Annotated in this window: 15 protein-coding genes; 11 read left to right on the top strand and 4 right to left on the bottom strand. The window is 67.6% G+C overall.

All coding sequences use genetic code 11. From position 1 onward, the window contains the following. The first annotated feature begins 12 nt into the window (after positions 1 to 12). A complete protein-coding gene (locus tag GV792_RS16105) occupies positions 13 to 321 on the top strand; it encodes an antibiotic biosynthesis monooxygenase family protein (RefSeq protein ID WP_163824930.1) in 309 nt (102 codons plus the stop codon). 53 nt (positions 322 to 374) lie between these two features. Here GV792_RS16105 and GV792_RS16100 read toward each other — a convergent pair whose 3' ends face one another. Next, on the bottom strand, positions 375 to 1136 hold the full coding sequence (locus GV792_RS16100) for a class I SAM-dependent methyltransferase (RefSeq protein ID WP_163824929.1): 762 nt from the start codon (positions 1134 to 1136) through the stop codon (positions 375 to 377). 126 nt (positions 1137 to 1262) lie between these two features. Here GV792_RS16100 and GV792_RS16095 point away from each other — a divergent pair, with 126 nt between their 5' ends. The 3 genes from GV792_RS16095 (at position 1263) to GV792_RS16085 (ending at position 5483) form a co-directional block, all read left to right on the top strand. Next, a complete protein-coding gene (locus GV792_RS16095; RefSeq protein ID WP_163824928.1) occupies positions 1263 to 2516 on the top strand; it encodes a bifunctional glycosyltransferase family 2/GtrA family protein in 1254 nt (417 codons plus the stop codon). After that, positions 2513 to 4561 (top strand): glycosyltransferase family 39 protein, encoded by a 2049-nt coding sequence (locus GV792_RS16090; RefSeq protein ID WP_163824927.1) that lies wholly within the window; start codon positions 2513 to 2515, stop codon positions 4559 to 4561. The genes GV792_RS16095 and GV792_RS16090 overlap by 4 nt, the downstream gene beginning before the upstream one ends. A 277-nt stretch (positions 4562 to 4838) precedes the next feature. Beyond that, positions 4839 to 5483: a DUF4097 family beta strand repeat-containing protein gene (locus GV792_RS16085; RefSeq protein ID WP_163824926.1), complete on the top strand. Its 645-nt coding sequence runs from the start codon at positions 4839 to 4841 to the stop codon at positions 5481 to 5483. A 113-nt stretch (positions 5484 to 5596) separates the two neighbouring features. On the opposite strand, the gene GV792_RS16080 is transcribed toward GV792_RS16085, so the two are convergent. Both GV792_RS16080 and GV792_RS16075 read right to left on the bottom strand, forming a co-directional pair. Next, the gene (locus tag GV792_RS16080) at positions 5597 to 6232 is read right to left on the bottom strand and encodes a response regulator (protein WP_163824925.1); all 636 of its coding nucleotides are present in this window, start codon (positions 6230 to 6232) and stop codon (positions 5597 to 5599) included. Continuing rightward, positions 6229 to 7440 (bottom strand): sensor histidine kinase, encoded by a 1212-nt coding sequence (locus tag GV792_RS16075; RefSeq protein ID WP_256673827.1) that lies wholly within the window; start codon positions 7438 to 7440, stop codon positions 6229 to 6231. The genes GV792_RS16080 and GV792_RS16075 overlap by 4 nt, the downstream gene beginning before the upstream one ends. Before the next feature lie 167 nt (positions 7441 to 7607). Here GV792_RS16075 and GV792_RS16070 point away from each other — a divergent pair, with 167 nt between their 5' ends. After that, positions 7608 to 8183 (top strand): GlcG/HbpS family heme-binding protein, encoded by a 576-nt coding sequence (locus tag GV792_RS16070; RefSeq protein WP_163824924.1) that lies wholly within the window; start codon positions 7608 to 7610, stop codon positions 8181 to 8183. 57 nt (positions 8184 to 8240) lie between these two features. Here the strand turns inward: GV792_RS16070 and GV792_RS16065 are convergent, their stop codons facing one another. Next, positions 8241 to 10805: a cytochrome P450 gene (locus GV792_RS16065; protein ID WP_163824923.1), complete on the bottom strand. Its 2565-nt coding sequence runs from the start codon at positions 10803 to 10805 to the stop codon at positions 8241 to 8243. A 41-nt stretch (positions 10806 to 10846) separates the two neighbouring features. Here GV792_RS16065 and GV792_RS16060 point away from each other — a divergent pair, with 41 nt between their 5' ends. The 6 genes from GV792_RS16060 (at position 10847) to GV792_RS16035 (ending at position 25318) form a co-directional block, all read left to right on the top strand. Next, positions 10847 to 12121 (top strand): glycosyltransferase, encoded by a 1275-nt coding sequence (locus GV792_RS16060; protein ID WP_163824922.1) that lies wholly within the window; start codon positions 10847 to 10849, stop codon positions 12119 to 12121. Continuing rightward, a complete protein-coding gene (locus GV792_RS16055; protein ID WP_163824921.1) occupies positions 12118 to 12879 on the top strand; it encodes an ABC transporter permease in 762 nt (253 codons plus the stop codon). Before GV792_RS16060 ends, GV792_RS16055 begins: the two co-directional genes overlap by 4 nt. A gap of 129 nt (positions 12880 to 13008) precedes the next feature. Further along, entirely contained in the window at positions 13009 to 13746 is a 738-nt protein-coding gene (locus tag GV792_RS16050) for a zinc ribbon domain-containing protein (RefSeq protein ID WP_163824920.1), read from the top strand. A gap of 44 nt (positions 13747 to 13790) precedes the next feature. Next, positions 13791 to 15107, top strand: coding sequence for a bifunctional RNase H/acid phosphatase (locus GV792_RS16045; RefSeq protein WP_163825010.1), 1317 nt, complete (start codon positions 13791 to 13793; stop codon positions 15105 to 15107). A 352-nt stretch (positions 15108 to 15459) separates the two neighbouring features. Continuing rightward, complete coding sequence (locus GV792_RS16040) at positions 15460 to 17934, top strand: FAD-dependent monooxygenase (RefSeq protein ID WP_163824919.1); 2475 nt, start codon at positions 15460 to 15462, stop codon at positions 17932 to 17934. 169 nt (positions 17935 to 18103) lie between these two features. Then, positions 18104 to 25318, top strand: a complete 7215-nt coding sequence (locus GV792_RS16035; RefSeq protein WP_163824918.1) for an amino acid adenylation domain-containing protein — start codon at positions 18104 to 18106, stop codon at positions 25316 to 25318. Positions 25319 to 25343 lie beyond the last annotated feature (25 nt).

The following is a 25343-nucleotide window of genomic DNA, read 5'->3' as shown; positions in this document are numbered from 1 at the left end:
GAGAGGATTGCGATGACCGACCAGGGCGTAACCTTCATCAACGTACTCGAGGTGCCCGCCGAGCACGTCGACGCATTTGTCGAGCAGTGGCGTGAACGGGCGGCCCTCATGCGGACCGCGCCCGGGTTCCGTGATGTCCGCCTGCACCGAGCCCTCCTGCCGGACGCGCGTTTCCAGCTCGTCAACGTCGCCCACTGGGACAGCGCGGAGGCGTGCGAGGCCGCCGGAATGAACCCGGCGGTGGTGGCATCGGTGGACGACGCGAGGAAGGTCGCGAGCGCGAACCCCGGTCTGTACGAGGTCGTCGCCGAATACCACTGACCCGCAGGCCGGCCGGCTGTCGCGACCGGCGCGCCAAGCCCTGAGCCGGCCACTCACGCAGGGTTGCGAGCCTCGATGAGGAAGCGGGTCGAGTGGGCGATGAAAGGGCCTTCGTTCTCGATCTTCTCGTGTAGATCCCGGAGGGGTTCCCGGTAGTGGTCGACTGTGAAGCCCGGGACCATCCAGATCACCTTGCGCAGGAAGTAGATCACGGCGCCGATGTCGAAGAACTCCATGCGGAGGTGTTCGGCGCGGAGGTCGACGACGTGCAGGCCAGCGGATTCCGCGGTGGCGCGTTCGTCATCGGGGTGGCGTTTACGGCGCACGGATTCCGGCTGGGGGCCGAGGAAGTACTCGACCAGTTCGAAAGCGCTGGCGGGGCCAACGTGTTGGGCGAGGTAGGTGCCGCCGGGTTCCAGGACGCGGGCAATTTCGCGCCACCACACGGTGGCGGGGTGACGGCTGGTGATCAGGTCGAAGGCGGCGTCGGCGAAGGGAAGTGGAGGCTCGTCGGGGTCGGCGACGACCACCACACCGCGCGGGCGGAGCCGTGCGGTCGCCTTGGCGATGTTGGGTGGCCAGGATTCGGTGGCGGCCATGACCTGCGGTAGTTTCTCGGCTTCGGCTAGTACTTCACCGCCACCGGTCTGGATGTCCAGGGCCGCGGTGGCCTGGGCCAGCCGCGCACTCATCAGTCGCTGATAGCCCCAGGACGGGCGCTGCTCGGTCGCGCGTCCCGCCAGCCAGGAGAAATCCCAGCCCTCCACCGCGACCGACTCGGCCTCGGTCACCAGGTCCTCGAATGTTTGCCCCATCAGCGAATCATCCTCCTCCAGCGCAGCGCAGGCCAGCGAGTTCGACCGACATGTATGAACTGAGTTCCCAGCAACCTCCCAGCCTGCGCGCAGTCGTGCCCCAGCGGCGCTCGAGAGCGTGGTCGCATGACCGAAATCGTGGCCGTCGCCGAGACGGCGGATAACACGGACACCACGTCGGCGGCACCTGTGCTCGACGTGGTCGTCCCGGTATACAACGAAGAAACCGACCTCGGTGTGTGCGTGCGCCGACTACACGAATTCCTGGCAGCGGGGTTCCCGTTTCCCGCCCGAATCACCATCGCCGACAACGCGAGTACCGATGCCACATTGCCGCTCGCGCGGCTGCTGGCCGAGGAACTCGACGACGTCGAGGTCGTGCATCTGGCCGTGAAGGGGCGCGGGCGGGCGCTGCGGGCGGCATGGGAGCGTTCCGATGCCGAGGTCGTGGCCTACATGGATGTGGACCTGTCGACCGACCTGAACGCACTGCTTCCGCTGGTGGCGCCCTTGGTGTCCGGTCACTCCGATCTGGCCATCGGCACCCGTCTCGACTCCGCGTCCCGGGTCGTGCGCGGACCCACACGCGAAATCATCTCCCGCTGCTACAACCTGCTGCTGAAAGCATCACTGCTGGCACGTTTCTCGGACGCGCAGTGCGGCTTCAAAGCGATCCGGACCGAGGTGGCGCGGGAATTGCTGCCGCTGGTCCGCGACGGCGAATGGTTCTTCGACACCGAGCTGCTGGTGATCGCGGAACGCGCGGGGCTGCGCATTCACGAGGTGCCGGTGGACTGGATCGACGACCCGGACAGCCGCGTCGACATCGTCGACACCGCGCGCAAAGATCTGCTCGGAATCTGGCGACTGGGGCGGGAACTCGCCACCGGCGCGCTGCCGCTTCAGGAGCTTCGGCGTGCTATCGGCCGGGAGCCGCTGGTGCCGGGTGTGCCACTGGGCATGGTGGGGCAGCTGGTGCGGTTCGCGATCATCGGTGTCGGCTCGACGTTGGCCTACATGGTGCTGTATCTGCTGGTGCAACCATTGACCGGCGCGCAGGTAGCGAACTTCGTCCCGCTGGTGCTCACCGCCATCGCCAATACCGCCGCCAACCGGGCGTTCACGTTCGGTGTGCGCGGAACGATGGGAATGATCACCCACCAATTCCAGGGGTTGCTGATCTTTGCCTTCGGCCTGCTGGTGACCAGTGGCTCGCTGTTCGCCCTGCACCGTTGGGCGCCGGACGCGCCCGTTCACCTCGAATTGTTCGTCTTGGTCGGCGCGAATCTGGTGGCGACGTTGATGCGGTTCGTCGGGCTGCGCTGGATATTCCGCGACCCGGCGGCACGCTCTGACCTGCGAAAGGTAGTGAGCCGATGACGATCACGGCAACGGCATCGAAACCGGCTCCAGCTGCGCCCACCGAATCGGCTCCCATCCGAACACGCCGCTGGGAATACCCAGCACTGGCGGTTCTGCTACTCGGCACCGGTCTGGCCTACCACTACAACCTCAGCGCCAACGGCTGGGCCAACTCTTTCTATTCCGCTGCGGTGCAGGCGGGTTCGGTGTCGTGGAAAGCCTTCTTCTTCGGCTCATCCGATGCCGCGAACTCGATCACCGTGGACAAGCCGCCGGGTTCGCTGTGGTTGGTGGAACTGTCGGTAAGGCTATTCGGAGTGAACAGCTGGAGCATGCTGGTGCCGCAGGTGCTGCTCGGAGTGGCGACAGTCGCGCTGGTATGGGCGACGGTGCGCCGATCCTTCGGTGCACCTGCCGGGCTGATCACCGGTCTCGCGCTCGCGGTCACTCCCGTCGCGGCGCTGATGTTCCGCTTCAACAACCCCGATGCGCTGCTGGTGTTCCTGATGGTCGCCGCGGCCTGGGCGATGCTGCGTGCTGTGGAGGACGGCCGGTGGCGCTGGCTGGTGCTCACGGGCGCCTTCATCGGGTTCGGTTTCCTCGCCAAGCAGCTGCAAGTGCTCTTGGTGGTGCCCGCCCTCGCGCTGACCTATCTCATCGCGGGCCCGCCGCGGCTGGGTAAACGCATCGTGCAACTGTTCGCCGCCGGTGCCGTGATGGTGGTCGCGGCAGGCTGGTGGCTGCTGGCGGTGGAGCTCTGGCCGGAGTCCGAACGGCCGTGGATCGGTGGCTCGCACAACAATTCGATCCTCGAACTGACCTTGGGCTACAACGGGCTCGGACGGCTGAACGGTAACGAGACCGGCAGCGTAGGCCCGGGCGGCGAGCTGCCTCCTGGTGGCAACGGGATGTGGGGGAGTACCGGGATCGGGCGCATGTTCGACGCCGCCCAGGGTGGGCAGATCGCATGGCTGATCCCCGCCGCCCTGGTGGCGCTGGTCGCGGGACTGCTGTTGCGCGGTCGCGCCGCCCGGACCGACCTCGAGCGCGCTGCGCTGATCCTGTGGGGTGGATGGTTGCTTGTCACCGGGCTGGTGTTCAGCTTTATGGCGGGAATCTTTCACCAGTACTACACGGTGGCGCTGGCACCGGCGATCGCGGCGTTGGTCGGCATCGGCGCGCAGATGGCGTGGCGCAACCGTTCTCGATGGTGGGTCCGCGTCTGCACTGCGCTGGCCGTCGGCCTGACGACCGCGACGGCATGGATGCTGTTGTCGCGCAGTGTTGATTTCGTGCCCTGGTTGCGGTGGGTGGTGCTCGTCGCGGGTGTCCTGGCGACGATCGCGGTGGTGATTCCGATGCCTACGAAACCGGCCGTCGGCGCTGCTGTCCTGGCGGGCATCGTGGCATTGTCCGGGCCGGTGGCCTACACCGTGGACACACTGAACTCGGCGCATACCGGGCCGATCCCGACGGCGGGACCGGAGACCGGTGGCATGGGCGGGCCAGGTGGCATGCGGTTCGGCGACGGCGGGCGACCCGGTATGCCGCCCGGAACCGACGGCGGCGCAGTAACTCCCGGTTCGGCCGGCACCTCGGATGGCGGGCCCGACGGCGCCTCGACGGGGAAGCTCCCGACCACCGGCGCGTCAACGGGCCAACCGTCCGGCCGTGATGGATTCGGCGGAATGGGCGGCGGCCCCGGTGGCGGTGTGATGGGCGCGAGCGAACCGGGTGACGAGCTCGTGGCTCTGCTCGAACAGGACGGCGCGACCTACACCTGGGTGGCGGCAACCGTCGGCTCCAACAGCGCCGCAGGGTACCAGCTGGCGACCGAATTACCGGTGATGCCGATCGGCGGGTTCAACGGCAGCGACCCCTCGCCCACGCTGGAGCAGTTCCAGCAGTACGTCGAAGAAGGCAAGATCCACTACTTCCTCGGCGGCAACCGAGGAGGTCCGAGCTCGGGTGATGCCGAAAGTGCCCGCATCGCGGCGTGGGTGCAGGAGAACTTCACCGCCACCGAGGTCGACGGCGTGGCGGTGTACGACCTCACCCGCTGACTCGAACGGCCCGGCTCCCGCTCGGAGTCGGGCCGTGTCGATGAGCGCGGGGTCGTTGGGTGAATTCCCGTCCACGTCGGCTGACCAGGGTGAGTGTGTCCACCGTGTCGCTGAGGGCGGCGTCCGAGTCCGGTGGGCAGGGGCGGCGCGCGGAGCGGAATCATCCCCCGCTTGCATATACGTATACATCTACGTATGGTCGACGTCAGCCGCTGAATGTACGTATACATCTACGTATATCAGACGTAGCTGGATACCACCACTGAGGAGAGCCGATATGCCTACGTTCGAGACCATGGAACCGATCGCCGTCAGCGTCGATGTGAGCTGCGGTGACGTGATCGTGATCGCGTCCGATCGCACCGACACCGTCGTCGAGGTCCGGCCCGCTGATTCGTCGAAGAAGGACGATGTGCGCGCCGCCGAGCAGACCCGGGTCGATTACGTCGCCGGCAAGCTGACGGTGAAGTCGCCGCGCAGCTGGCGCGACTTCGCTCCGTTCAGCGGCAGCGGCTCGATCGGGGTGACCATCGAGGTACCCACCGGCTCGCGGCTCGACGCCACCACCGCACTGGGTCGGGTGCTCGGCAGCGGCGAACTCGGCACGTGCGACCTGAAGGTGTCCGCCGGTGACATCACCGTCGAGCGCCCGCGCGGTTCGGTCAAGGCGAAGACCGATATGGGAAGCATCCGGATCGGCGAGGCATCACGCGGTGTGCTGGAGCTGGAAACATCGATGGGAACCGTCGAGGTCGGTATCCGCCCGGGTAGAGCGGCGCGGCTGAAGTCGAATGCCCTGTGCGGCACGGTGCAGAACCTGATGGAACCGGTCGACATGCCTCAGCCGGACGAGGACGTCGTGCAGGTGGACGTGCGCAACTCGTTCGGCAACATCATCATCCAGCACGCCACGGCCGCCTGACGCCGAGATCGGATCGTGAGCGGCGCCATCTCAGCCGGGACGGCGCCGCTCGCGAACGTTCGACTCGGGTAGCCGGTGGCGTGCGACGGTGCCAAGGATCGGTGACTCAGTTCTCAGCCGAGTAAGCGTTGTTCTTTGGCAACCGCGACCGCGGCCGCGCGTGTGTCGACGCCCAATTTCGCGTAGATGCGGCCGAGGTGCGTCTTCACGGTCGCTTCGCTGATATGCAGGGCGCGCGCGATCTCGCGATTGCCGAGACCCTGGGCGAGCTGGCCGAGGATATCCGATTCGCGGTCGGTGAGGCCGGGTCGCGGATCGCGCATGCGCGCCATGACCCGGCTCGCCACCGGCGCCGACAGCGCGGTGCGTCCGGCGGCCGCGGTATGGATCGCGGCGAAGAGCTCCTCGGGCGGTTCGGCTTTCAGTAGGTAGCCGGTGGCGCCCGCGGCGATGGCACGGGTGATGTCGGCGTCGGTGTCGAAGGTGGTGAGTACCAGCACGTGCGGTCGCGGCTCGGGCAGCGCGGCGATGCGGCGGGTGGCCTCCACTCCGTCGAAGTCGCCACCGAGCTGTAGATCCATCAGCACGACATCCGGGTGCAGCGCACCCGCGAGTGCCACCACCTCGGCACCACTGCCCGCCTCACCGATGACGTCGATATCGGATGCGCTGTCCAGCAGTGCTCGCAGGCCCGCCCGCACTACCACGTGGTCATCGCAGATCAGCAGGCGCACGGTCGGATTCGTCATATTCGCTCCACGGGGATCGCGGCCGAGAGTACGGCGCCTTCGCCGGGCGCGGACTCGATGGTCAGGGTGCCGCCGAGCTGCTGTAACCGGGCCCGGATGGCGGACAGTCCGTAGCCGCGACGATGACCGGAAATGCCCGGTGCCGCCGGGTCGAATCCGCGGCCGTCATCGGCGATGTCGAGCAGGAGTTGATCGTCGAGGTAGGTCAAGGTCAGGGTGGCGGCGCTCGCCGCGGCGTGTTCGCGAATATTGGCGAGCGCGCCCTGCGCGATGCGCAGCACGGTGGCCTCGACCCGGCCGGGCAGCTGCACCGGTGTGCCGTCGATGACGCAACGCACCTCGAGTTCATCGGAGTTCTCCCGTTCGGCCAGCGTCCGCAGGGCGGCGTCCAGTGATCCGGTGGCGGCGAGATCTGCGGGCGCCAGATCGTGCACGAAACGGCGGGCCTCGGCGAGATTCTGCTCGGCGATGGTGGCCGCGGTGCGCACATGCGTGCGCGCCCGATCGGCGTCGTCGTCCCAGATCCGGTCGGCGGCCTGCAACAGCATGCGCTGACTGGACAGCCCCTGCGCCAGGGTGTCGTGGATTTCGATGGCAAGGCGTTGCCGTTCGGCCAGTGTGCCCTCGCGGCGTTCGGTGGCGGCCAGTTCCTGCCTGGTACGCATCAGGTCGTCGATGAGTTCGGCCTGACGCACCGTCTGGCGGCGCATCTGCACGAACAGTGCCGTGGTCACCGCGGCCACCGCGGGCGGGGCCAGGAGCAGATTCGGATCGCCCCAGCCGGCCAGCCGCACCTGGGTGAGCACCACGAGGCCGGTGAGTACCACCACCAGGCCGATCGCGGTGCGCACCGGCAGAATGCGGAAACCGGTGTACAGCAAGGGCACCGCACACCACGCGAAGCTGGGCGCGAGCACCACCAGCACCGCCCAGCAGGCAACCAGCAATGCGAACCACACGGTCCCACGCGTGCCGCGTGGCGCACCGACCACGTAGAGCAGCGCGAGTATGCCCGAGAGTGCGAGCACCCAGCCGGACTGGGAGCTGCCGGGATGGCGGATCAGGAACCGCGCCAGTGAAGCGCCGAGCAACACATAGAACGTCGCGTGCATGATGATGGCGAGTACTCGGTCCTCGCTCTGATCCGTCGTGGAAATCTCCGGCACCGCCACCTCCTCGGTCATGGCGAACTGGGCAAACACATTCATTCTGCCGTGTGTGCCGCGTCGACGGGTCAGCCGATCGGATGACCCCGGTGTCAGCCGATCGCCTGCGCAGACCGAGCTGGGGAGCCGATGGCAAACCCGTGGCGGCCCCCGAGGATCGAAGGTGAACCGAATGGCGACCGCCGTTCATCCCTGACGAGGAGAACCTCATGAACTCGCGCAGCACCCGTTCGTCCGTGGCCACCCGCACTCGGATCGCCATCGGCGGTGTCGCCGTCGCCGCCATCGCGGCAGGCACCGTCGGCATCGTGTCGGTCAACGCCGACAGCCCGGACCAGGTGGCAATTACTCCTGTTGCCGTGAACGCGTCCGCGGGCAACGTGACCCACAGCACCCACCTCACCATCGACGCCGCGACCGAGGCCGCGCAGGCGGCGCTGGACGCCGCCCGCAAGGAGAACCAGCGCATCAGCGTCGCCGTCGTCGACCGCAACGGCAACACCATCGTGATGCTGCGCGGCGACGGCGCCGGCCCGCAGTCTTACGAATCCGCCGAGAAGAAGGCCTACACCGCCGTCTCCTGGAATACGCCCACCTCGAAGCTGGCCGAGCGACTGAACTCCGCACCGCACCTCGCGGACATTCCCGGCACCCTGTTCCTCGGCGGCGGCGCTCCGGTGGCCGTCGAAGGCACCCCGATCGCGGGCATCGGCGTCGCGGGCGCGCCGAGTGGCGACCTGGATGAGAAGTTCGCTCAGGCCGGTGCGCAGACACTGCGCGACTGACCCGACGCCGCCGCGCGACGGAGCCGGACGGATGCGCTGCCGAGCGGCCAGGGACTACTACCTCGGCGCGAGTGTCACCGGCAATGCCGACGGCGAGAGCACGAAGTCGCGGTTGGAGGCCCGCACGACGTAGTCCGGGTCCGGCGTCGGCTTCCACCGGGCGAAAAAGGCCGCCGACGCGAGGGTGATCTCCAGCATCGCGAAATGATCACCCAAGCACCGGCGCCGTCCGACACCGAACGACAGGCTCGACTTCTTATCGATCTCCTCGGCGCGGGCCGGAGACCAGCGGTCGGGGTCGAAGGCTTCCGGGTTGGGGTAGTAGCGCTTGTCGTGCTGGACCATGTACGGGCTGAACATGACAGCGGTGCCGTCGGGGATGGTGACGCCGCCGATCGTGACGTCACCCTCGGCGGTGGCGGCACTGATCCACGGGCCCCAGAACCGAATCGTCTCGGACACGATTTGTTTCAGATAGGGCAGAGCATTGATGTGTTCGGCGCGTACCGGCCCGGAACCGACGACGTCATCGAGTTCACGGTAGAGCCGTTCGGCGACGTCGGGCCTGCGCATCACCTCATGCCACAGCCAGCCCGCCAGCGACGCCATCGAGCCGACGCCGCCGGCCAGCATCAGGATCGCCTCGTCGATGATGTGCTCGTCGGACAGGGTGGCGCCGGTCTCCTCGTCGCGGTGGCGGATCAATGCCGACACCACATCGTTGAAATCCTCGTCGAGACGGCGATATTCGGCGATCACATCGCCGATCGCGCCGCGCAGATGCCGCGACTTGCGTTCCCACCGCCAGTTCGCGATCACTCGTAGTCTGCGGATCTGCGGCGGCATGGCGGTGCGGATGATCACCTGACTCAGCAACCACGGCACATTGTCGCGGATCTCGCGGCGCGCGGTATCGCTGAAGCTGGCCTTGAACAGTGTGGACGACACCGTGTCGAGCACGAGCCCGTGTGCCTCGTCCATGAGGTTCACCGTGGTTCCCGATGGCAGCCCGGAGGACCAGACCTCGGCGATATCGGCTGCGGCCCTGGTGTACTCGGCGAGGCGACTCTGACGCAAGGCCGGTGCGATCATCCGGCGCCGCAGCTTGTGTTCGGCGCCGCGCAACACATTCACCGAACCGCCCGCGACATCCTTGATCGCCTCGCGCAGATCCTCGCGGTTGAATTCGGCCTCGCCAAGGCCTACCTCGCGCACCAGATCAGGAGTGGTGAGCAGATAACCCGTCTTCTGGCCGAAACGCAGCCGCACGATCGGCCCGAGCTCCGACAGGGAGGTGACGAAACCCGGTGCGTCACGCAGCGCGCGCAGGCTGTGCCCGACCAGCGGCAGACCACCCGGAGCGGTGGGGATATCGGCCAGGCTGCGCGGCATCACCTGCTCGGGGCTGGCGGCGACCTCATCGGCCGCCTGCCGGTACACCTCGACAACGGCACCGATCTGATGGGATTGCCGCACACCGTCACTGTGCTTGGACTGCACCGTGCGCATTTGCGCGAGTGCGCCACGATCGCCCGCGAGCCGGGACACGGTCGCGGCGATCGCGGCAGCCGACGATCCCGCAGTACGGACACCGCCGCCGACGGGCACCGACTCGTCCAGATCGGGATCGCAGTAGATGATCGGCAGCCCTACCGCGACGGCTTCGAGCAGCACCATTCCTTGTGTATCGAACCCCGACGACGGAAACAGCAGCGCATCCGCCTTGGCCATCGCCTTCACACACTCGGCCTGAGTCACCCTGCCGTGCAGCCGGATTCGATCACCGAGCCCATGCTCCACCACGGTCGCCGCAGCAGCGTCACGCTGATCACCTTCGCCGTACACATCGAGCGTGCAATGCGAGACCTCGCGCACCGCCTCGATCGATTCGAGCAGCCGCTTCTCGGCAGACAATCGGCCGCACCAGATCAGCCGCAGCGGACCGGATTCGGGACGGGAAAGGTCTGCGCCGGAACGACTGTCGACCAAGGCATCGCCGACACCGTTGGATACCACCCGGATCGGGCGCGTGACGCCGTGATCGACGAGCAGATCCGAAAAATGCCTGGTGGGTGCGATCACCCGATCGGCGGCCTGCGCCTGACCGGCGATCGTCCACCAGGCATGCCGCGCGGCACGACTTTCCGCGCGATGCGGCATGTGATGCCGGTGCGGCACGAAACGTCCGTGCAGGGCTCGCATCAGCAGCGCCGCCGGATAAGGCGCGGGGGAGGTGTGTTCGATGAAGGCGTCGTCGCGGCTCTGCGCGGTGTGCACAAGAGGAAGCCGATGCCGCCGTGCGGCTTTCATACCGGCGATGGCGACGCCGTAGGTGGTGTGGGTGTGCACGACATCGACCGGGCCACGTGCGGCGAAGGCATCGTCGATGAGACGGGCATTGGCTGCGGTAGGCAGCACCATCGGAAAGCCGTTCACCGCCACCGAGACGGCCTCGAGTTCCACGACGTTCGCCGCGGTGTCCACTCGTGCGCCTGCGAGCGGTGCGACGAACAATGTGACGCGATGACCTGCGCTTTCGAGACCCTCGCAGAGCGAGTCGACAGCCGTCTGGACACCACCGAGCGTGGCCGGGTGGTAATCCATGAACATCGCGATGTGCACAATGTCACTGTACCGACGCACGATACCGAAAGAAGCGCCGAGTGAAGATTGCCATCCCCCTCACGGGAACCCGTGGCGACGTGCAGCCGATCGTCGCGCTCGGGCGCGAACTCGAAGGTCGCGGGCATGACGTGCTGATCGGTGCCCCACCGAATCTGGTCGACTTCGTCACCGACGCCGGGCTCACCGCACGCGCGTGCGGTCCCGACATTCAACAGCTCTACAGCTCACCCGAGGGGCAACAGGCCTTGGCGGCAGGTAGTACCTTCCGGCTGATGCAGATGGTCGGGAAGCAGATGGCGGGATACGCGGCGCAGATGAATCAGGAAGTCATCGATGTTTGCGCGGACGCCGAACTGATCGTCGCCACCACCGTCACCGAGGACCGCGCGAGCTCGGTGGCCGAAGCGATGGACGTCCCGCTGGTCAGCGTGCACTACTACCCGTGCCGCCACAACAGCCGTTATCCGTTTCCCGGCGCGCTACCGCCGCACTGGGATCCGCCGGCACTGGTCAACCGCACCACCTGGGTGCTGGCCGAAAACCTGCGCCGCGTGGTGTTCGCGCGCTACCTGAACGAACTGCGCGGCCGGCTCGGCCTGCCGACATCGTGGGCGAGCACCGCCGCAGTGCTCGCCAGGGCGAAGGTTCCGGAAATCCAGATCTATGATCCGGCGCTGGTGCCGGGACTGGAACAGGAGTGGGGTGCACGGCGCCCGTTCACCGGATTCCTCACCCTCGACCGGCAGACCCGCGAGGCCGTCGGTGAACTCTCCGGCGACCACGACGACATCCTGGCCTGGGTCGAGGCGGGCGAGCCGCCGGTGTTCTTCGGATTCGGCAGCATGCCCATCCGCGATACCGCCTCCGTGCTGGCCATGGTGTCGCAGGTTGCGGCTCGGTTGGGGGTGCGGGCGCTGGTGAGCGTCGGGTGGAGCGATCTGGACGTCGACGCCGAGGTCGGCGAGCATGTCAAGATCGTCGGACCCTTCGCCCACGACGTCGTCTTTCCGCGTTGCGCGGCGGCCGTGCACCACGGCGGCATCGGGACGCTGTTCGAAAGCCTGCGCGCCGGACTGCCGACCCTGGTCTGCTCGGTGTCGTTCGAACAACCCATGTGGGGTGGGCAGGTGGAGCGGCTCGGCGTCGGCGCGCACCTGCGGTTCACCCAACTCACCGCCGCCCGGCTGGAGGAAAAGCTGCGGTCGGTGCTGACTCTCGAGTGCAAGGCCCGAGCGACGCGGTTCGCTACCACCCTCACCACCGAGGGCGCGAGCGCACGGGCCGCCGAGATCATCGAGGCCGCGGGCCGGTGATCGGGCACGTCGTCGCCGATACGGCCACCATGTTCCGGCGCAGCGCCCGCAAAACGCTGCGCAGCCGGGACACGCTGATCATCTCGCTGCTCATGCCGATCCTGATCATGCTGCTGTTCACCTATGTGTTCGGCGGTGCGATCAACGTCGGTGGCTCGTATCTGAACTATGTGGTGCCGGGCATCATGCTGCTGTGTGCGGGCTTCGCCTCCTCCATCACCGCCACCGGCGTCTCGACGGATATGACCAACGGCAGCGTCGACCGATTCCGTACGCTCCCGATGTTCCGCCAGGCGGTGCTCGCCGGCCACGTCGCGGAGGGCGTGGCCCGCAATATGGTCGCGATCGGTATCGCGGTCGCGGTCGCGGTGGTGCTCGGGTACCGGCCCGAGGCCGGCCCGCTCGGCTGGCTGGCGGCGGTGCTGATGATCGCGCTGTTCGTCACCGCGGTGTGCTGGGTCGCGGTCGCGCTCGGCCTGGTCGCCAAGAATCCAGAGGCGGCGGGCGGGCTCACTTACGCGATCATGTTCATCCCGTATATCAGCAGCGCGTTCGTGCAGGTCTCGACCATGCCCGGCTGGCTGCGCGGCTTCGCCGAACACCAGCCGGCGACCCCGGTGGTCGAGACGGTGCGCGGTCTGCTCGACGGAACCGGGGCAGGCGATTACGCCGGTGCCGCGGTGGTCTGGTGCGTGGGTCTCGGGGCGGCGGGGTTCGTCGGCGCGAGCGTGCAGTTCGCTGCCCTGGCGCGCAGGTGAGCCCTCGACGACGTCGAGGGCCGATGGTCCCGCTTCCGGCCCGATCACCACGTGTGGCCGGAATCGGCAGGTCGGCGCGGTACGGTTGAGCTCCTATCCGTCCACAGCGTTGTCAGGAGTTTGTCCGCGTTGAATGTCGAACCACCGATCCAGGCCAAGCTGCTGAAGCTCGCCGCCGTCGACGCCGAGCTGACGCGAATCGCCCACCGGCGCACCGTGCTGCCCGAGCAGCAGGAGGTCACGCGGCTGGAAGCCGAGCGCAATGCGCAGAAAGACGCCGCGGTGGCCGTGGAGATCGTGCTGGACGACCTTGACCGCGATATCCGCAAACTCGAAGGCGAGATCGAGGCGGTCCGCAAGCGCGAGGAACGCGACCGCGGCATGCTCACCTCCGGTTCCGTCGGCGCCAAGCAGCTCTCCGAGCTCCAGCACGAGCTCGGCAGCCTGGAGCGGCGCCGCTCGGTGCTCGAGGACGATCTGCTCGAGGTGATGGAGCGGCGTGAGGCGTCCGCATCCGACCACGACCATGCCGGCGCCAGGCTGAGCAAGGCCGACGAAGACCTGGAAACCGCCAATCGCGCCCGCGACGAGGCACTGGCCGATCTGGACGTGGCGCAGAACCGCTGCGACAACGATCGCGCCGAGTTGGTGGGAGCGTTCCCGGACGAACTGCTGGCCATCTACGACCGTCAGCGCGCACAGCACGGTGTCGGCGCCGCGCTGCTCCAAGCCCGCCGCTGCGGCGCCTGCCGGATCGAAATCGATCGCGGCGAGATCGCCCGCATCGCCAAAACCGAACCGGACGTCGTGGTGCGCTGCCCCGAATGTGGCGCGATCATGGTCCGGACCAAAGAGTCCGGTCTGTGAGTTCGGGTTCGTGAACGCAAGGCGAGGAGGTGGCGGTGGTGTCCGTGCGTGAGGTGATCGTCGAGGCAGACGGCGGCTCCCGCGGCAACCCCGGCCCCGCCGGGTACGGTGCCGTCGTCTTCGACGCCGATCACCTGCATGTCCTCGCCGAACGCAAGGAGTACCTCGGCGTCGTCACCAATAACGTCGCCGAATACCGCGGACTCATCGCGGGCTTGGAAGCCGCCACCGAACTCGGCGCCCGCGAGGTGTCGGTGCGGATGGATTCCAAACTGGTCGTCGAACAGATGTCGGGCCGCTGGAAGGTCAAGCACGCGGCGATGATCCCGCTGGCCGACCGCGCGAAACGGTTGGTCGCCGGATTCGATCGGGTGAGCTTCCGCTGGATCCCGCGTAAAGAGAATTCGCACGCCGACCGTCTCGCCAACGAGGCGATGGACGATGGCGGGCTCGTGAACGAGGTCCGCGCCGCGCGTGAGGCCGGGCACGCACCGACCGCGCTCGGTGGGTCGGCAGTTCGCCCCGCAGCCGAGTCCGGCAGTGAATCGCGAGCGGACGCGGACGGATCGACGAGTGTGCCCGGCGGAACGGTCGCCACGGGTGCCGGCTCCGAACGCGACCAGCCGAGCTGGATCGACGAAGTCCGCGAAGCGTCGCGCTCGGAGGACGGTTCGGTGACCGCGCCCACGCGCCCGGATGAACGCCTCGTGACCGCGAAGGAACCACCTCCCGGCTGGACCGGCCTCTCAGGTCGCCCGACCCGATTCCTGTTGCTGCGCCACGGCCAGACCGAACTGTCGATCGAACGCCGCTACTCCGGTCGCGGCAATCCGCCGCTCACCGCCCTCGGTCGCGACCAGGCCGCGCGGGCCGCGAAGATGCTGGCCGCCAAGGGTGATATCGCCGCGGTGGTCACCTCACCACTAGGCCGTGCCAAGGAAACAGCCGAGGCCGCGGCCGCCGCGCTCGGTGTCCCGACGCAGATCTGTGACGGCCTCATCGAAACCGATTTCGGCGACTGGGAAGGGCTGACCTTCGCCGAAGCCGTCGAACGCGATCCACAGCTGCACTCCGACTGGCTCGGCGATCCATCGCTGCCCGCGCCCAACGGCGAGAGCTTCGACCAGGTGCGCGAGCGGGTGGAGGCGGCGCGCCGTGATCTCGTCGCGTTGTACCCCGGCGCGAATCTCGTTGTCGTGAGCCATGTCACACCGATCAAGACGCTGCTGCAGCTCGCCCTCGGTGTCGGCCCCTCCCTGCTCTACCGGCTACATCTCGACCTGGCGTCGCTGTCTATCGCCGAGTTCTATCCCGACGGCGGGTCCTCGGTGCGACTGGTCAACGATACGAGCTATCTATAAATCTTGCCCCGGCAACTGATGCGCTGTGCCCTCACGCGGTGCGTGAGTTGTTTTGGAGGAACCCGTTAACGCCCAGCGTGTGCGGCGAATCCTGCCGAACTCCAACGTAATTGCGCATACCAACAACATTTGTGCGCGAATCATAGTTGCGTTGGTCGAATTTAGAGGATCGCGGTACGCTTCGGATCGGTCAGGCACAGGCGTCCCGCACGGCCTGCCTGACCGGGGAAGGGTGTTGGTTTCCCGGTCAGCGCTGTCGGGGGTGACGATCGGCGAGTAATGCTGCTCACCAGCGGTTTCGAGGGAAGATTCCGTTCTGCGCCGCCTATCGGTCTATGAGAGTGCAGGTTCGATGAGCAGTCCGATCAAGGTCGTTGTACTAGGGGCGGGGATCGGCGGACTCACCACTGCCGCCGCACTGCGACATGCCGGGTTCGGGGTCGAGCTCTACGAGGCGGGACCCGAGCTGCGGGCCAAGGGATTCGGTCTTTCGGTACAGGCCAATGGGATCAACGCACTGCGCAGTCTCGACCTCGGCATCGACACCGAACTGCTCGAACGCGGTGGTCGCGTCGAGACCTTCCAGTTCCGCAAGCCGGAGGGCACCCTGATCCGGGAGCTGCCCGTCTACAAACTCGATGCCCGGCTCGGCGCGCCCGCGGTTGCGCTGCATCGCGCCGATCTGCATACCGCGCTGGTGCGCGCGATCGGCGATACGCCGACGTTCACCGGTGCGCAGGCCACGCGTTTCATCGATGACGGTGACCGTGTGCGAGTCGAGTTCGCCGACGGCCGCGAAGCCGAAGGCGATCTGTTGATCGGCGCCGACGGCATCCACTCGATGGTGCGCGCCCAGCTACATGGTCGCACCGAGCCGCGGCCGGGCAACTTCGTGTGCTGGCTGGCCTGCGTCCCGTTCGAGCATCCGCGCGTCCCGCGCGGTGCGTCCGCCCATTACTGGGGCACCGGAATGCGTTTCGGCATCCACGACATCGGCCATGGCCGGGTCTACTGGTGGGGCACCATGACCATGCCGGGTGCGGAAGCCGCCAACTGGCAGGGCACCAAAGACGACCTCCTGCGACTGTATGCCGGTTGGGCGCCGGAGGTGCGGGCCTGCATCGAGCAGACCGAATGGTCCGACGTGCTGGCGGTACCCGCGCAGGACCGTCCGCCGCTGGCCGAACTCGGCCGCGGCCGCGTCACCCTGCTCGGCGATGCCGCGCATCCGATGCTGCCCAGTCTGGGACAGGGCGCGAACTCGGCGATCGAAGATGCCGTGGTGCTGGCGAATACGCTGGCCAGCTCCCTCGACCCGGTGGCCGGGCTGCGGCGCTACGAGCAGTTGCGCGCCGACCGCAGCGCCATGTTCGTCAATGGTTCCGCGCAGCTGGCCAAGGTCGAGCAGACCGATAACGACAAGGCTGTCGCGCTACGCGACACCTACTTCCGGCGTGCGCCCGAAGCGTTCTTCCTGACCAACCTGGCCAAGCCGATGGGCTTCCCCGAACTGGGTGGACCGAGCGTCGACCTGCCGCGCGCGCTGTCGCCGATGGAGCGCTGGCACTGGATTGCCGATCAACTGGCTCCGCTGCACATTCTGTCGCGGGTGCGGGTGCACGGCACCGTCACCGCCGAGCAGATCCGGGTGGGCCTGGACGAAGTGCAGCGCCGACACCCGTTGTTGCGGGTAGCGATCGCCGCGAAACCGGATGGCACCGAACCATCGTTCGTTCCCACGGACTGCCCGCTGCCATTGCGCGTCGTCGAATCCGCCGCCGCCGATGCCTGGCTGTCCGAGACGGATGACGTCGAGCTGCGCGAGCCGTTCGATTGGCAGCAGGGCCCGCTGGCCCGCGCGGTGCTGATCACCGATCCGGCGGGTGAGACCGCCGACCTGGTGGTCACCATGCACTACTCGATCGCCGACGGTGAATCGGCCATGACCGTGGCCGGGCAGATCCTGCAGGTCGCCGCGGGCGAAGCGGGCGAGCTGCCGCCCAGTCCGGTGCGTCCGGGGCCGGAGCAGCTGTTTCCGGCGAAGTACCGGGGCGGCAGCGGAACTCGCAAGATGATCGGCGCGCAGGTCCGTGATCAGCTGGCTCAACTGCGCAGGCCACGGCGGCTGGAACCGACCACCCTGGTGCCGCCCGCTCAGCGTCGCAGCCGGGTCGTGCACCGTTCGCTCGACGGTGACCGGCTCGACGCACTGCTGGCCGGTTGTACCGCGCGTGGGGTGAGCCTGCAGTCGGTGCTGTCGGCGGCATTGCTGGTCGGGGCGGCCAGGGAGGCGGGCACCACGGGTGCGGCACCGTACACGGTGGGCAGTTCGGTGAACTTCCGCTCGCATCTCGACGGTGTGGTCTCCGACGCGGAAGTCGGTTCCTACCAGGGCATGATCGCCACGATGGCGACCTACGCGCCGTGGGCGTCGCTGTGGCAGCTGGCCGAGGAGATCGACGGTGCCTACCGTGCCCGGATGGCGCGCCGGGACCATATGTCGGCGCTGAACCTGCTGCAGGCGGTCGGCCCGAAGTCGGTGGCGGCCAGCGCTTCGACGGTGAAGCTGATGGACAGCCGCGGCCCGGGCCACCTGTGCATGACCTACCTGGGACAGTACGAGGTTCCGGACAAGATCGGCGCCTGGCGACTGTCGGAGGCACAGTTCGTCTCCGGCATGTCGGTGAGCGGTTTCATCATGGCGACGGCGAACGCCACGCACGGTCAGCTGTCGTTCAACGTCGGCTACGTGGAGCCTGCGGTGTCGACCGAACGTGCCGAACTGCTCGCCGACGAGAGCATCCTGGCGCTGCTGTCGGCGATCTGAGACAGATCGTTCACCGTCCGACAACCGCGAGGCGGCCCTGCAGTCTCCGGGCCGTCATCGCCACAACCTTTCGATCGATGCGGACGACTGCTCTGGCGTACCCGCGTGATCACAGTCCGTGACCCACCGACGCCGGCAGGGTCCGCACCTGGCCGCACGAGGAGCTACCGTGATTTCCGAGACGACACCGGCGGAAGCGGAGGAACCCGGCCTACCTCGCTGGCCGGTCACCGCCTACCAGCGTGACGTCCTGTCCGCCGCGTTCCGGTTCGCTCCGGAACCGGTGTCTCAGTTGGCTGTGCAGGGTGATGTCGACCGGCCGCTGGATGTGGCGCGGATGCGGGAGGTGCTGCACCGGGCGGTGCGCCGCAATGACGCGCTGCGGTTGCGTTTCGAACTTGTCGACGGCGAGTTCCTGCAGTGGGTTTCCGAGACCGAACCCGTGCTCGAGCACGTCGATTTCACCGGTGAACCGGATCCGGCCGACGCGTGCGCCCGGTGGATGCGCGCCGCATCGGCGCAGCCCATCGTGGGTGACGGCAATCTGGCGGTGGCGGTCCTTGTCGATGATCCGGCCGACTTCCACATCTTCATCCGGGTGCTGCACGCCAACGCCGACGGCTGGGCATTGAACATGCTGCTCGCCCATCTGATCCTGGATTTCCTGAGCGGGGACGGGCAGGAGTTCACCCAGCCGCTGCCCTCGTATCAGGAGTTGCTCACCGCTGAACGGGAGTATCGCTTTTCGGCGGAGTGGAATGCCGACCGTGACGCGCTGCTCGAACATGTCGGTGACGCGATCCCCGCACTGTTCACCCGCACGGCGGCGCCGACGGCTGCGCGCGGGCATCGAGTGGTGCGCTTGGACAAGCAGTATCTGGATCGGTTGCGCGCCACCGGAACCTCATCGTTCGCCTACTCGGCTGCCGCGCTCGGCGCCTACTTGTGCGCGGTGCACCGCACCGACGAGGTGATGCTCGGTGTGCCGATGCTCAACCGCGACACACCGGTGGCGATCGCCGCGGGCGGGCATGTCACGAACATGCTGCCGGTTCGGGTCCGGGTCGGCGGCGAGCGCACGCTGGCCGATGTCGCCATGGATGTGGCGGCCCAGATCAAGGCATTGAAGAAAAGGCAGCGCTTCGCCTACGGCGACCTGATGCGCGCGCTGGCCGAAGATCCGTCCGCTCCACCGCTGTTCGATGTGTCGTATTCGTATATGCGGTTGCCTGCCTCTGACCATCTGGATCAGATCATGGAGCGGCTGCGGCTGCCCAATGCCGGCTCCTGCCTGCAGGCACTCAATATCGTCGCCATCGAACACCAGCGCGACGGTTCACTGAGTATGCAGCTGATCTACGACCTGGACGTCTTCGACGCCGCCTATCCGATCGGCAGCGCCATCGACAGCGTCGCCACCATGATCGAGGCCTCGCTGGCCGATCCGACCCAGCCGGTCTCGGCGCTGCCGTTGCTGGCGCCACGGGCAGCGCACCGGGTCGCCGAGTTCGAGGCGGGGCCGCGCGCGGAGTTCCCGTATACGACGCTTGACCGGCTCTTCGCCGAGCAGGCGGCCGCGCATCCGGCGCGCACGGCCGTTATCGCCGCCGATGGCACACGGCTCGGCTACGCCGAGTTGGCCGAGCGGGCAGACGGTTTCGCGGACCGGCTGCTCGAGCTCGGCGCCACCGGCAACGAATGCGTTCCCGTGGTGCTGCCGCGTTCGCCGGAGATGCTGATCGCCATGTACGGCATCCTGCGGGCCGGCTGCGCGTATGTGCCCTTGGATCCGGAATTCCCGGCGACCCGCATCGAGACCGTGCTGGCCGACTGCGGTGCACGGTTCGTGGTGGCCGGGCCCGAACATCAGGCGGTGTTCGACCGGCTGGGTGTGATCCGGGTCCACCCCGGCCAGGCGCGCCCGGTGAAGGTCGAAAACCGTTCACATCCTGCCGATCTCGCCTATCTGATCTATACCTCGGGGTCGACCGGTAAACCCAAGGGCGTGATGATCGAGCATCGCTCGGTGGTCAACCGTTTGAACTGGATGCAGCGCCGGTATCCGCTGGGCGTGCAGGACGTCATTCTGCAGAAGACGCCCGCGACTTTCGATGTGTCGGTGTGGGAGCTGTTCTGGTGGGCCATCACCGGCGCAAGGGTGGCGTTGCTCGAGGCAGGCGGCGAGCGCGATCCGCGCCGCATCATCGCCGCCATCGACAACGATGCGGTGACGGTGCTGCATTTCGTGCCGTCGATGCTGGCGGCCTTCGTCGACGAACTGGAGAGCGACCGCGCGGCCGTCGACCGCGTCGCCACGCTGCGGCGGGTCTTCTGCAGCGGTGAGGCGCTGCCGCCCGCGCTGGTACGGCGATTCCACGCGCTGTTCACCGCCGCGGGTGTGACTGCGCCGCGGTTGGTGAACCTCTACGGGCCGACCGAAGCGACAGTCGACGTCTCCTACTTCGACTGCCCAGACGACGAACCGCTCGACGTGGTGCCCATCGGCAGGCCCATCGAGAACATCGACCTGCTGGTGCTCGACGAGCACGGTCGCAGGTTGCCTCCCGGTGTACCCGGTGAACTCAATATCGCCGGTGTCGGTGTGGCGCGCGGCTACCGCGGTCGCGATGAGCTGACCGCCGCGTCGTTCGTGCACGACCTGACGGTGTCGGGTCGGCGCCGCTATCGCACCGGCGATCTGGTGCGCTGGCTGCCCGACGGCCAGATCGAATACCTTGGCCGGTTCGACGACCAGGTGAAGGTGCGTGGCAACCGCGTCACCCTCGGCGAGGTGCAGAACGCGATGCTCGACTGCGCTGGAGTTCGTGCGGCGGCCGTCGTCGACGAGAAGTCCACGACGCACGGGGTATACCTGGTCGGCTACTACGTCGGCGAGTCCGGCACCGAACCGACGACCGACCGGCTGGCGGCCGAACTCGGCACCCGGCTGCCCAAGTACATGGTGCCCACCCGGCTGGTGCGAGTGGAGCGGATTCCGGTCACCCGCAATGGCAAACTGGATCGTCGCGCTCTGGCTCAGGCCGCCGCCGAGCACCAGCCGGTGGGTCACACCACTGGTTCGGGGGAGCCGCGCAACGAGGTGGAGGCCGCGCTCGTGCGGGTCTGGTCGGCGACGCTCGGCGTCGACTCGATCGGTGTGCACGACAATTTCTTCACCCACGGCGGTGATTCGATCCTCGCGCTGTCGGTGCGCACCGCCGCCGAGCGCGCCGGCCTGCGCTTCGACGTCGACACTTTCTACCAACGCCCGACCATTGCCGAGCTGGCCGAGGTGATCGCCGACGGCGCCGAGCGGGCGCCGGAACCGATCACCGCCCGGCTGGCGACGGTGCCGCTGGTCGATCACGCCGCACTGCACCGCGCCGAGGACGCCTTCCCGGCCACTGCCTTGCAGCTCGGCATGCTCTTCCACAGTCTCGAACGCGCCGATTCGGTCACCTATAAGGACGTGTTCCGGTACCGGCTGCGAATTCCATGGCAGGAGAGGCAGTTTCGGACGGCGTTCGATCGGCTGCTGCGGCGTCAACCTGCGCTGCGGTCGTCGTTCGAGATGACGAAGTTCTCGGTGCCGCTGCAGATCGTGCACCCGGAGATCGACCCGGACTATGCGGTGGTCGACCTCACCACCATCGCCGAAGCCGCTGCTGAACGGCAGGTCGAGGACTACATCCAGGAACGCAGGCACGCCCGCTTCGCCATCGATCAGGCGCCGCTGCACGCCCTGCGCGTGTTCCTGCGCGCCCCCGAACCGGCCACCGACACCGTCGCGGTCGACCTGGTGCTCAGCTTCCACCACGCCATCCTCGACGGCTGGAGCGTGGCGACTTCGGTGCTCGAACTGCTACGTGACTATCTGCACGCACTCGGCGTCCTGGACACCGGCATCGACGACACCGCACATCCGGCGGCCGCGCTCGCCGAGTACGCACAAGCGGAACTGATCGCTACGCAGCGGGAGTCGTCACGTACCTATTGGCGCGAGGCATTGGCCGGAGCCGAGGCGACCGCACTGACCGCCCTGGCAGCGCATCAGCCGCAACGGCACGCACCGGGGCGGGCACGTGCCCTGGTGCCGCGGCGGCTCACCGCGCGGATCGCGGACTTCGCCGCGCGGCACCAGGTCCCGGAGAAGTCGGTCTACCTGTCCGCGCATCTGCTGGCGCTGCGGCTGCTGTCCGGGCGCGGCGATGTGACCACCGGCGTCGTCAGCCACGGCCGCCCCGACCGCGCGGGTGCGGAAAGCCTGGCCGGACTGTTCCTCAACACGCTGCCGATGCGCCTTGACGCCACCGTGACGACGTGGCGCGATGCCGTCGATCAGGTGGTGCGCCGCGACCGCGACGCCTATCCGCATCGGCGCTACCCACTGCGCTCGATCATGGCCGACCATGGCGGACCGGTCTTCGAGACGGCGTTCAACTACGTCAACTACCACCAGTTCCAGACGATCCTCGGCACCGATCGGGTGCGGTTGGACGACATCGACATTCGTGAGGAGACCAACTTCCAGCTGCTGGTCACCGCCGCCACCGATCCACGTGACGGGCGGATGTGGTTGCGGGTCGACGGTGACGGGGCGATCGGTGCCCAGCAGTGCGAAACCCTCGCACTCACCGAACTGCGGATGCTGGCCGCGCTGGTGGACAATCCGGACGCCGCGGTCGATCCCGGCGCGAACTGGGTGTCCGGTCGCGATGTCGGTTCGCTGGTCGCCGAGGTGGCGGCGGTGCGTCCACACGAGATCGCCATCGCCTCCGACGACGCCGTCTGGACCTACGACGAACTCGTGACCCGCAGCGATGTCATCGCGGCCCGGCTGCTCGCACAGGGCGTGCGCGCCGGGTCGAAGGTGGCGATCATCGGCCGCAGTACCCCGCGGTTGGTGGCGCTGGTGCTCGCGGTCGCCCGGATCGGCGCGGCGAGTGTCCCGTTGGACGTGCGCTATCCGCGGGCCCGGCTGAATCTGATGATCGAACGGGCCCGGCCGCACCGTGTGGTCGTCGACGCCGAACACCTCGATCTGGTCGACGATCCCGCGCTGGTGCTCGACTCCGCCGAGCTCACCGCCCCGGCCGGACCGTCGGACGCCCCGGCGCCGCGATTCGCACCGGTGCATCCGGAAACAACGGCGTATGTGCTGTTCACCTCTGGCTCCACCGGTGAGCCGAAGGGTGTGGCCATGCCGCATCGCGGTCTGACCGCGCTGGTCGACTGGCAGCTGCGCGCCGATTCCGGCGCAGGGCTGGCCAGCACCCTGCAGGCGGCGCCATTGAGCTTCGACGTGGCGTTCCAGGAAATTTTCACGACCCTGGCGGCCGGATCGACACTGCGGGTGAGCGAGCGTGACCTGCGCGCCGATATGGACGATCTGCTCGGCACCGTCGCCGATGAGGAGATCGAGCGGGTCTTCCTGCCCTATGTGGCGTTGCAGGCGTTCGCGGAGGCGGCGTCGGTGCGGCAGATCTACCCGACCGCCTTGAAGGTGCTCGCGTCCTCGGGTGAGCAGTTGCGCATCACCGACGAGATCCGGGCGCTGCGCGCGGCCATCCCCGGCCTGCTGCTGGAAAATCAGTACGGTCCCACCGAAACCCATGTGGCGACCACCTATACGCTCACGGGCCCGGAAAGCGCATTTCCGGTGCTGCCGCCCATCGGCCGCACCGTCGACGGCGACACCGCCGACCTGCTTGACCGCCGGTTGCGGACGGTGCCTGACGGTGTCGTCGGTGAGCTCTACATCGGCGGACGCTCGCTGGCACGCGGGTACGAGGCGATGCCCGGTCTCACCGCGCAACGCTTCGTCGCCGCACCGGGTGGTGCGATCCGTTACCGCACCGGTGATCTGGGTGTGCGGCTGCGCTCGGGCGATATCGTGTGCCTTGGCCGCAGCGACAGTCAGGTGAAAATTCGCGGGTACCGGGTCGAGCCCGCCGAGGTCGAATTGAGCATCCTCGGGCTGGTCGAGCATTTCCCCGGGCTCACCGAGGCGGCTGTGGTGGCGCGCGGGTTCGGCGGCATCGATGGTGCGCTGGTGGCCTTCCTTGTCGGTGATGCCGAATCGACCGACCTCACGGCGTTGCGTGCGGCGCTGCGGTCAGTCCTGCCCGCGCATATGGTGCCGTCGAGGTTCCAGTGGGTGGAGTCGATGCCGCGCACCCCCAGCGGTAAACGCGACGATCGCGCGCTGCTCGCATTGCCGGTGGTCGGCGTCGTCGACCAGGCGCAGCCGAACCGGGGGCCGGTCGACGATATCGAGCGTTCGGCCATGGAGTTGCTCGCCGAATACGCCGGACTACCGTCCATGGGCCCCGACGACGACTTCTACGCCATGGGCGGCACCTCCATCGGCGCCATGCGCGTGGTGATGGGGCTGTCGCGGCGCTGGGGGATCGACCTGCCGATGAGCGCATTCGTCGCCGCGCCCACCGCAGCGGGACTGGCCGAGCTGATCCGCGCGGGGGACACCCACACCAGTTTCGATCCACTGGTGCCGATCCAGCCCGAGGGCACGAAACCGCCGCTGTTCCTGGTGCATCCGATCGGCGGCAACGTCCTGTGCTACCTGGCGGTCGCCAAGTATCTGGATTCGGATCGCCCCGTCTACGGGTTGCAGTCGGCCGGCGCCGACACCGGAAGCACACCATTGACCTCGGTCGGTGAGATGGCCGATTCCTACATCGCCGCGGTGCGGCGGGTACATCCGGAAGGCCCCTACCATCTGGCGGGTTGGTCGTTCGGTGGGTATGTGGCGTTGGAGATGGGGCGCAGGCTGCCCGACCACGAAGTAGCCAGCGTGACGTTGCTCGACACCATGGCGCTGCGGCGGCAATCGCGCGAACCCATTCCCGAAGAGAAGCTGATTCGCTGGTTCTTCCTCGAACTGCTCTGGTACGCGCGCGGCAACGAGAGCGCCCTCGGTGAATTCGAACCGGACGTCCACGATTCGGCGGAACTGTTCGATGCCATGCTCGCCGAGGCGATCCGCTCCGGCATCCTTCCCGAAGGTAGTCCTGCACAGTCGATTCGACGGCTGTACGAGGTGTTCCACGCCAATTACACGGCGCTGATCGAGTACGAGCCGTCGGTGTTCGACCGCGATATCACCCTGCTGCGGGCCACCGACGGCATCCCGCGCGGCTTCGATATCGCGCACCAGACCATCGGAACCATGTTCGACAGCCAGAACAACGGCTGGGAGCAGTACGCGGGACGCCGATTCGAAGTGGTCGCGGTTCCCGGCGATCATCTGCACATGATGACCGAACCGCATGTCGGTGAGGTCGGTATGCAGCTGGACGCTGCCGTGTCGGCGGCCGACCCGGATCTGGATCGTGAGTTCAGCGAAGGCATGCTCGACGTGTGAACGGAGCCGCTGCGGTGTGAGTGTG

This window comes from Nocardia cyriacigeorgica, from assembly GCF_010868145.1.
Lineage (GTDB): Bacteria > Actinomycetota > Actinomycetes > Mycobacteriales > Mycobacteriaceae > Nocardia > Nocardia cyriacigeorgica_D.
This window is presented reverse-complemented; position numbering and strand designations above follow the sequence as displayed.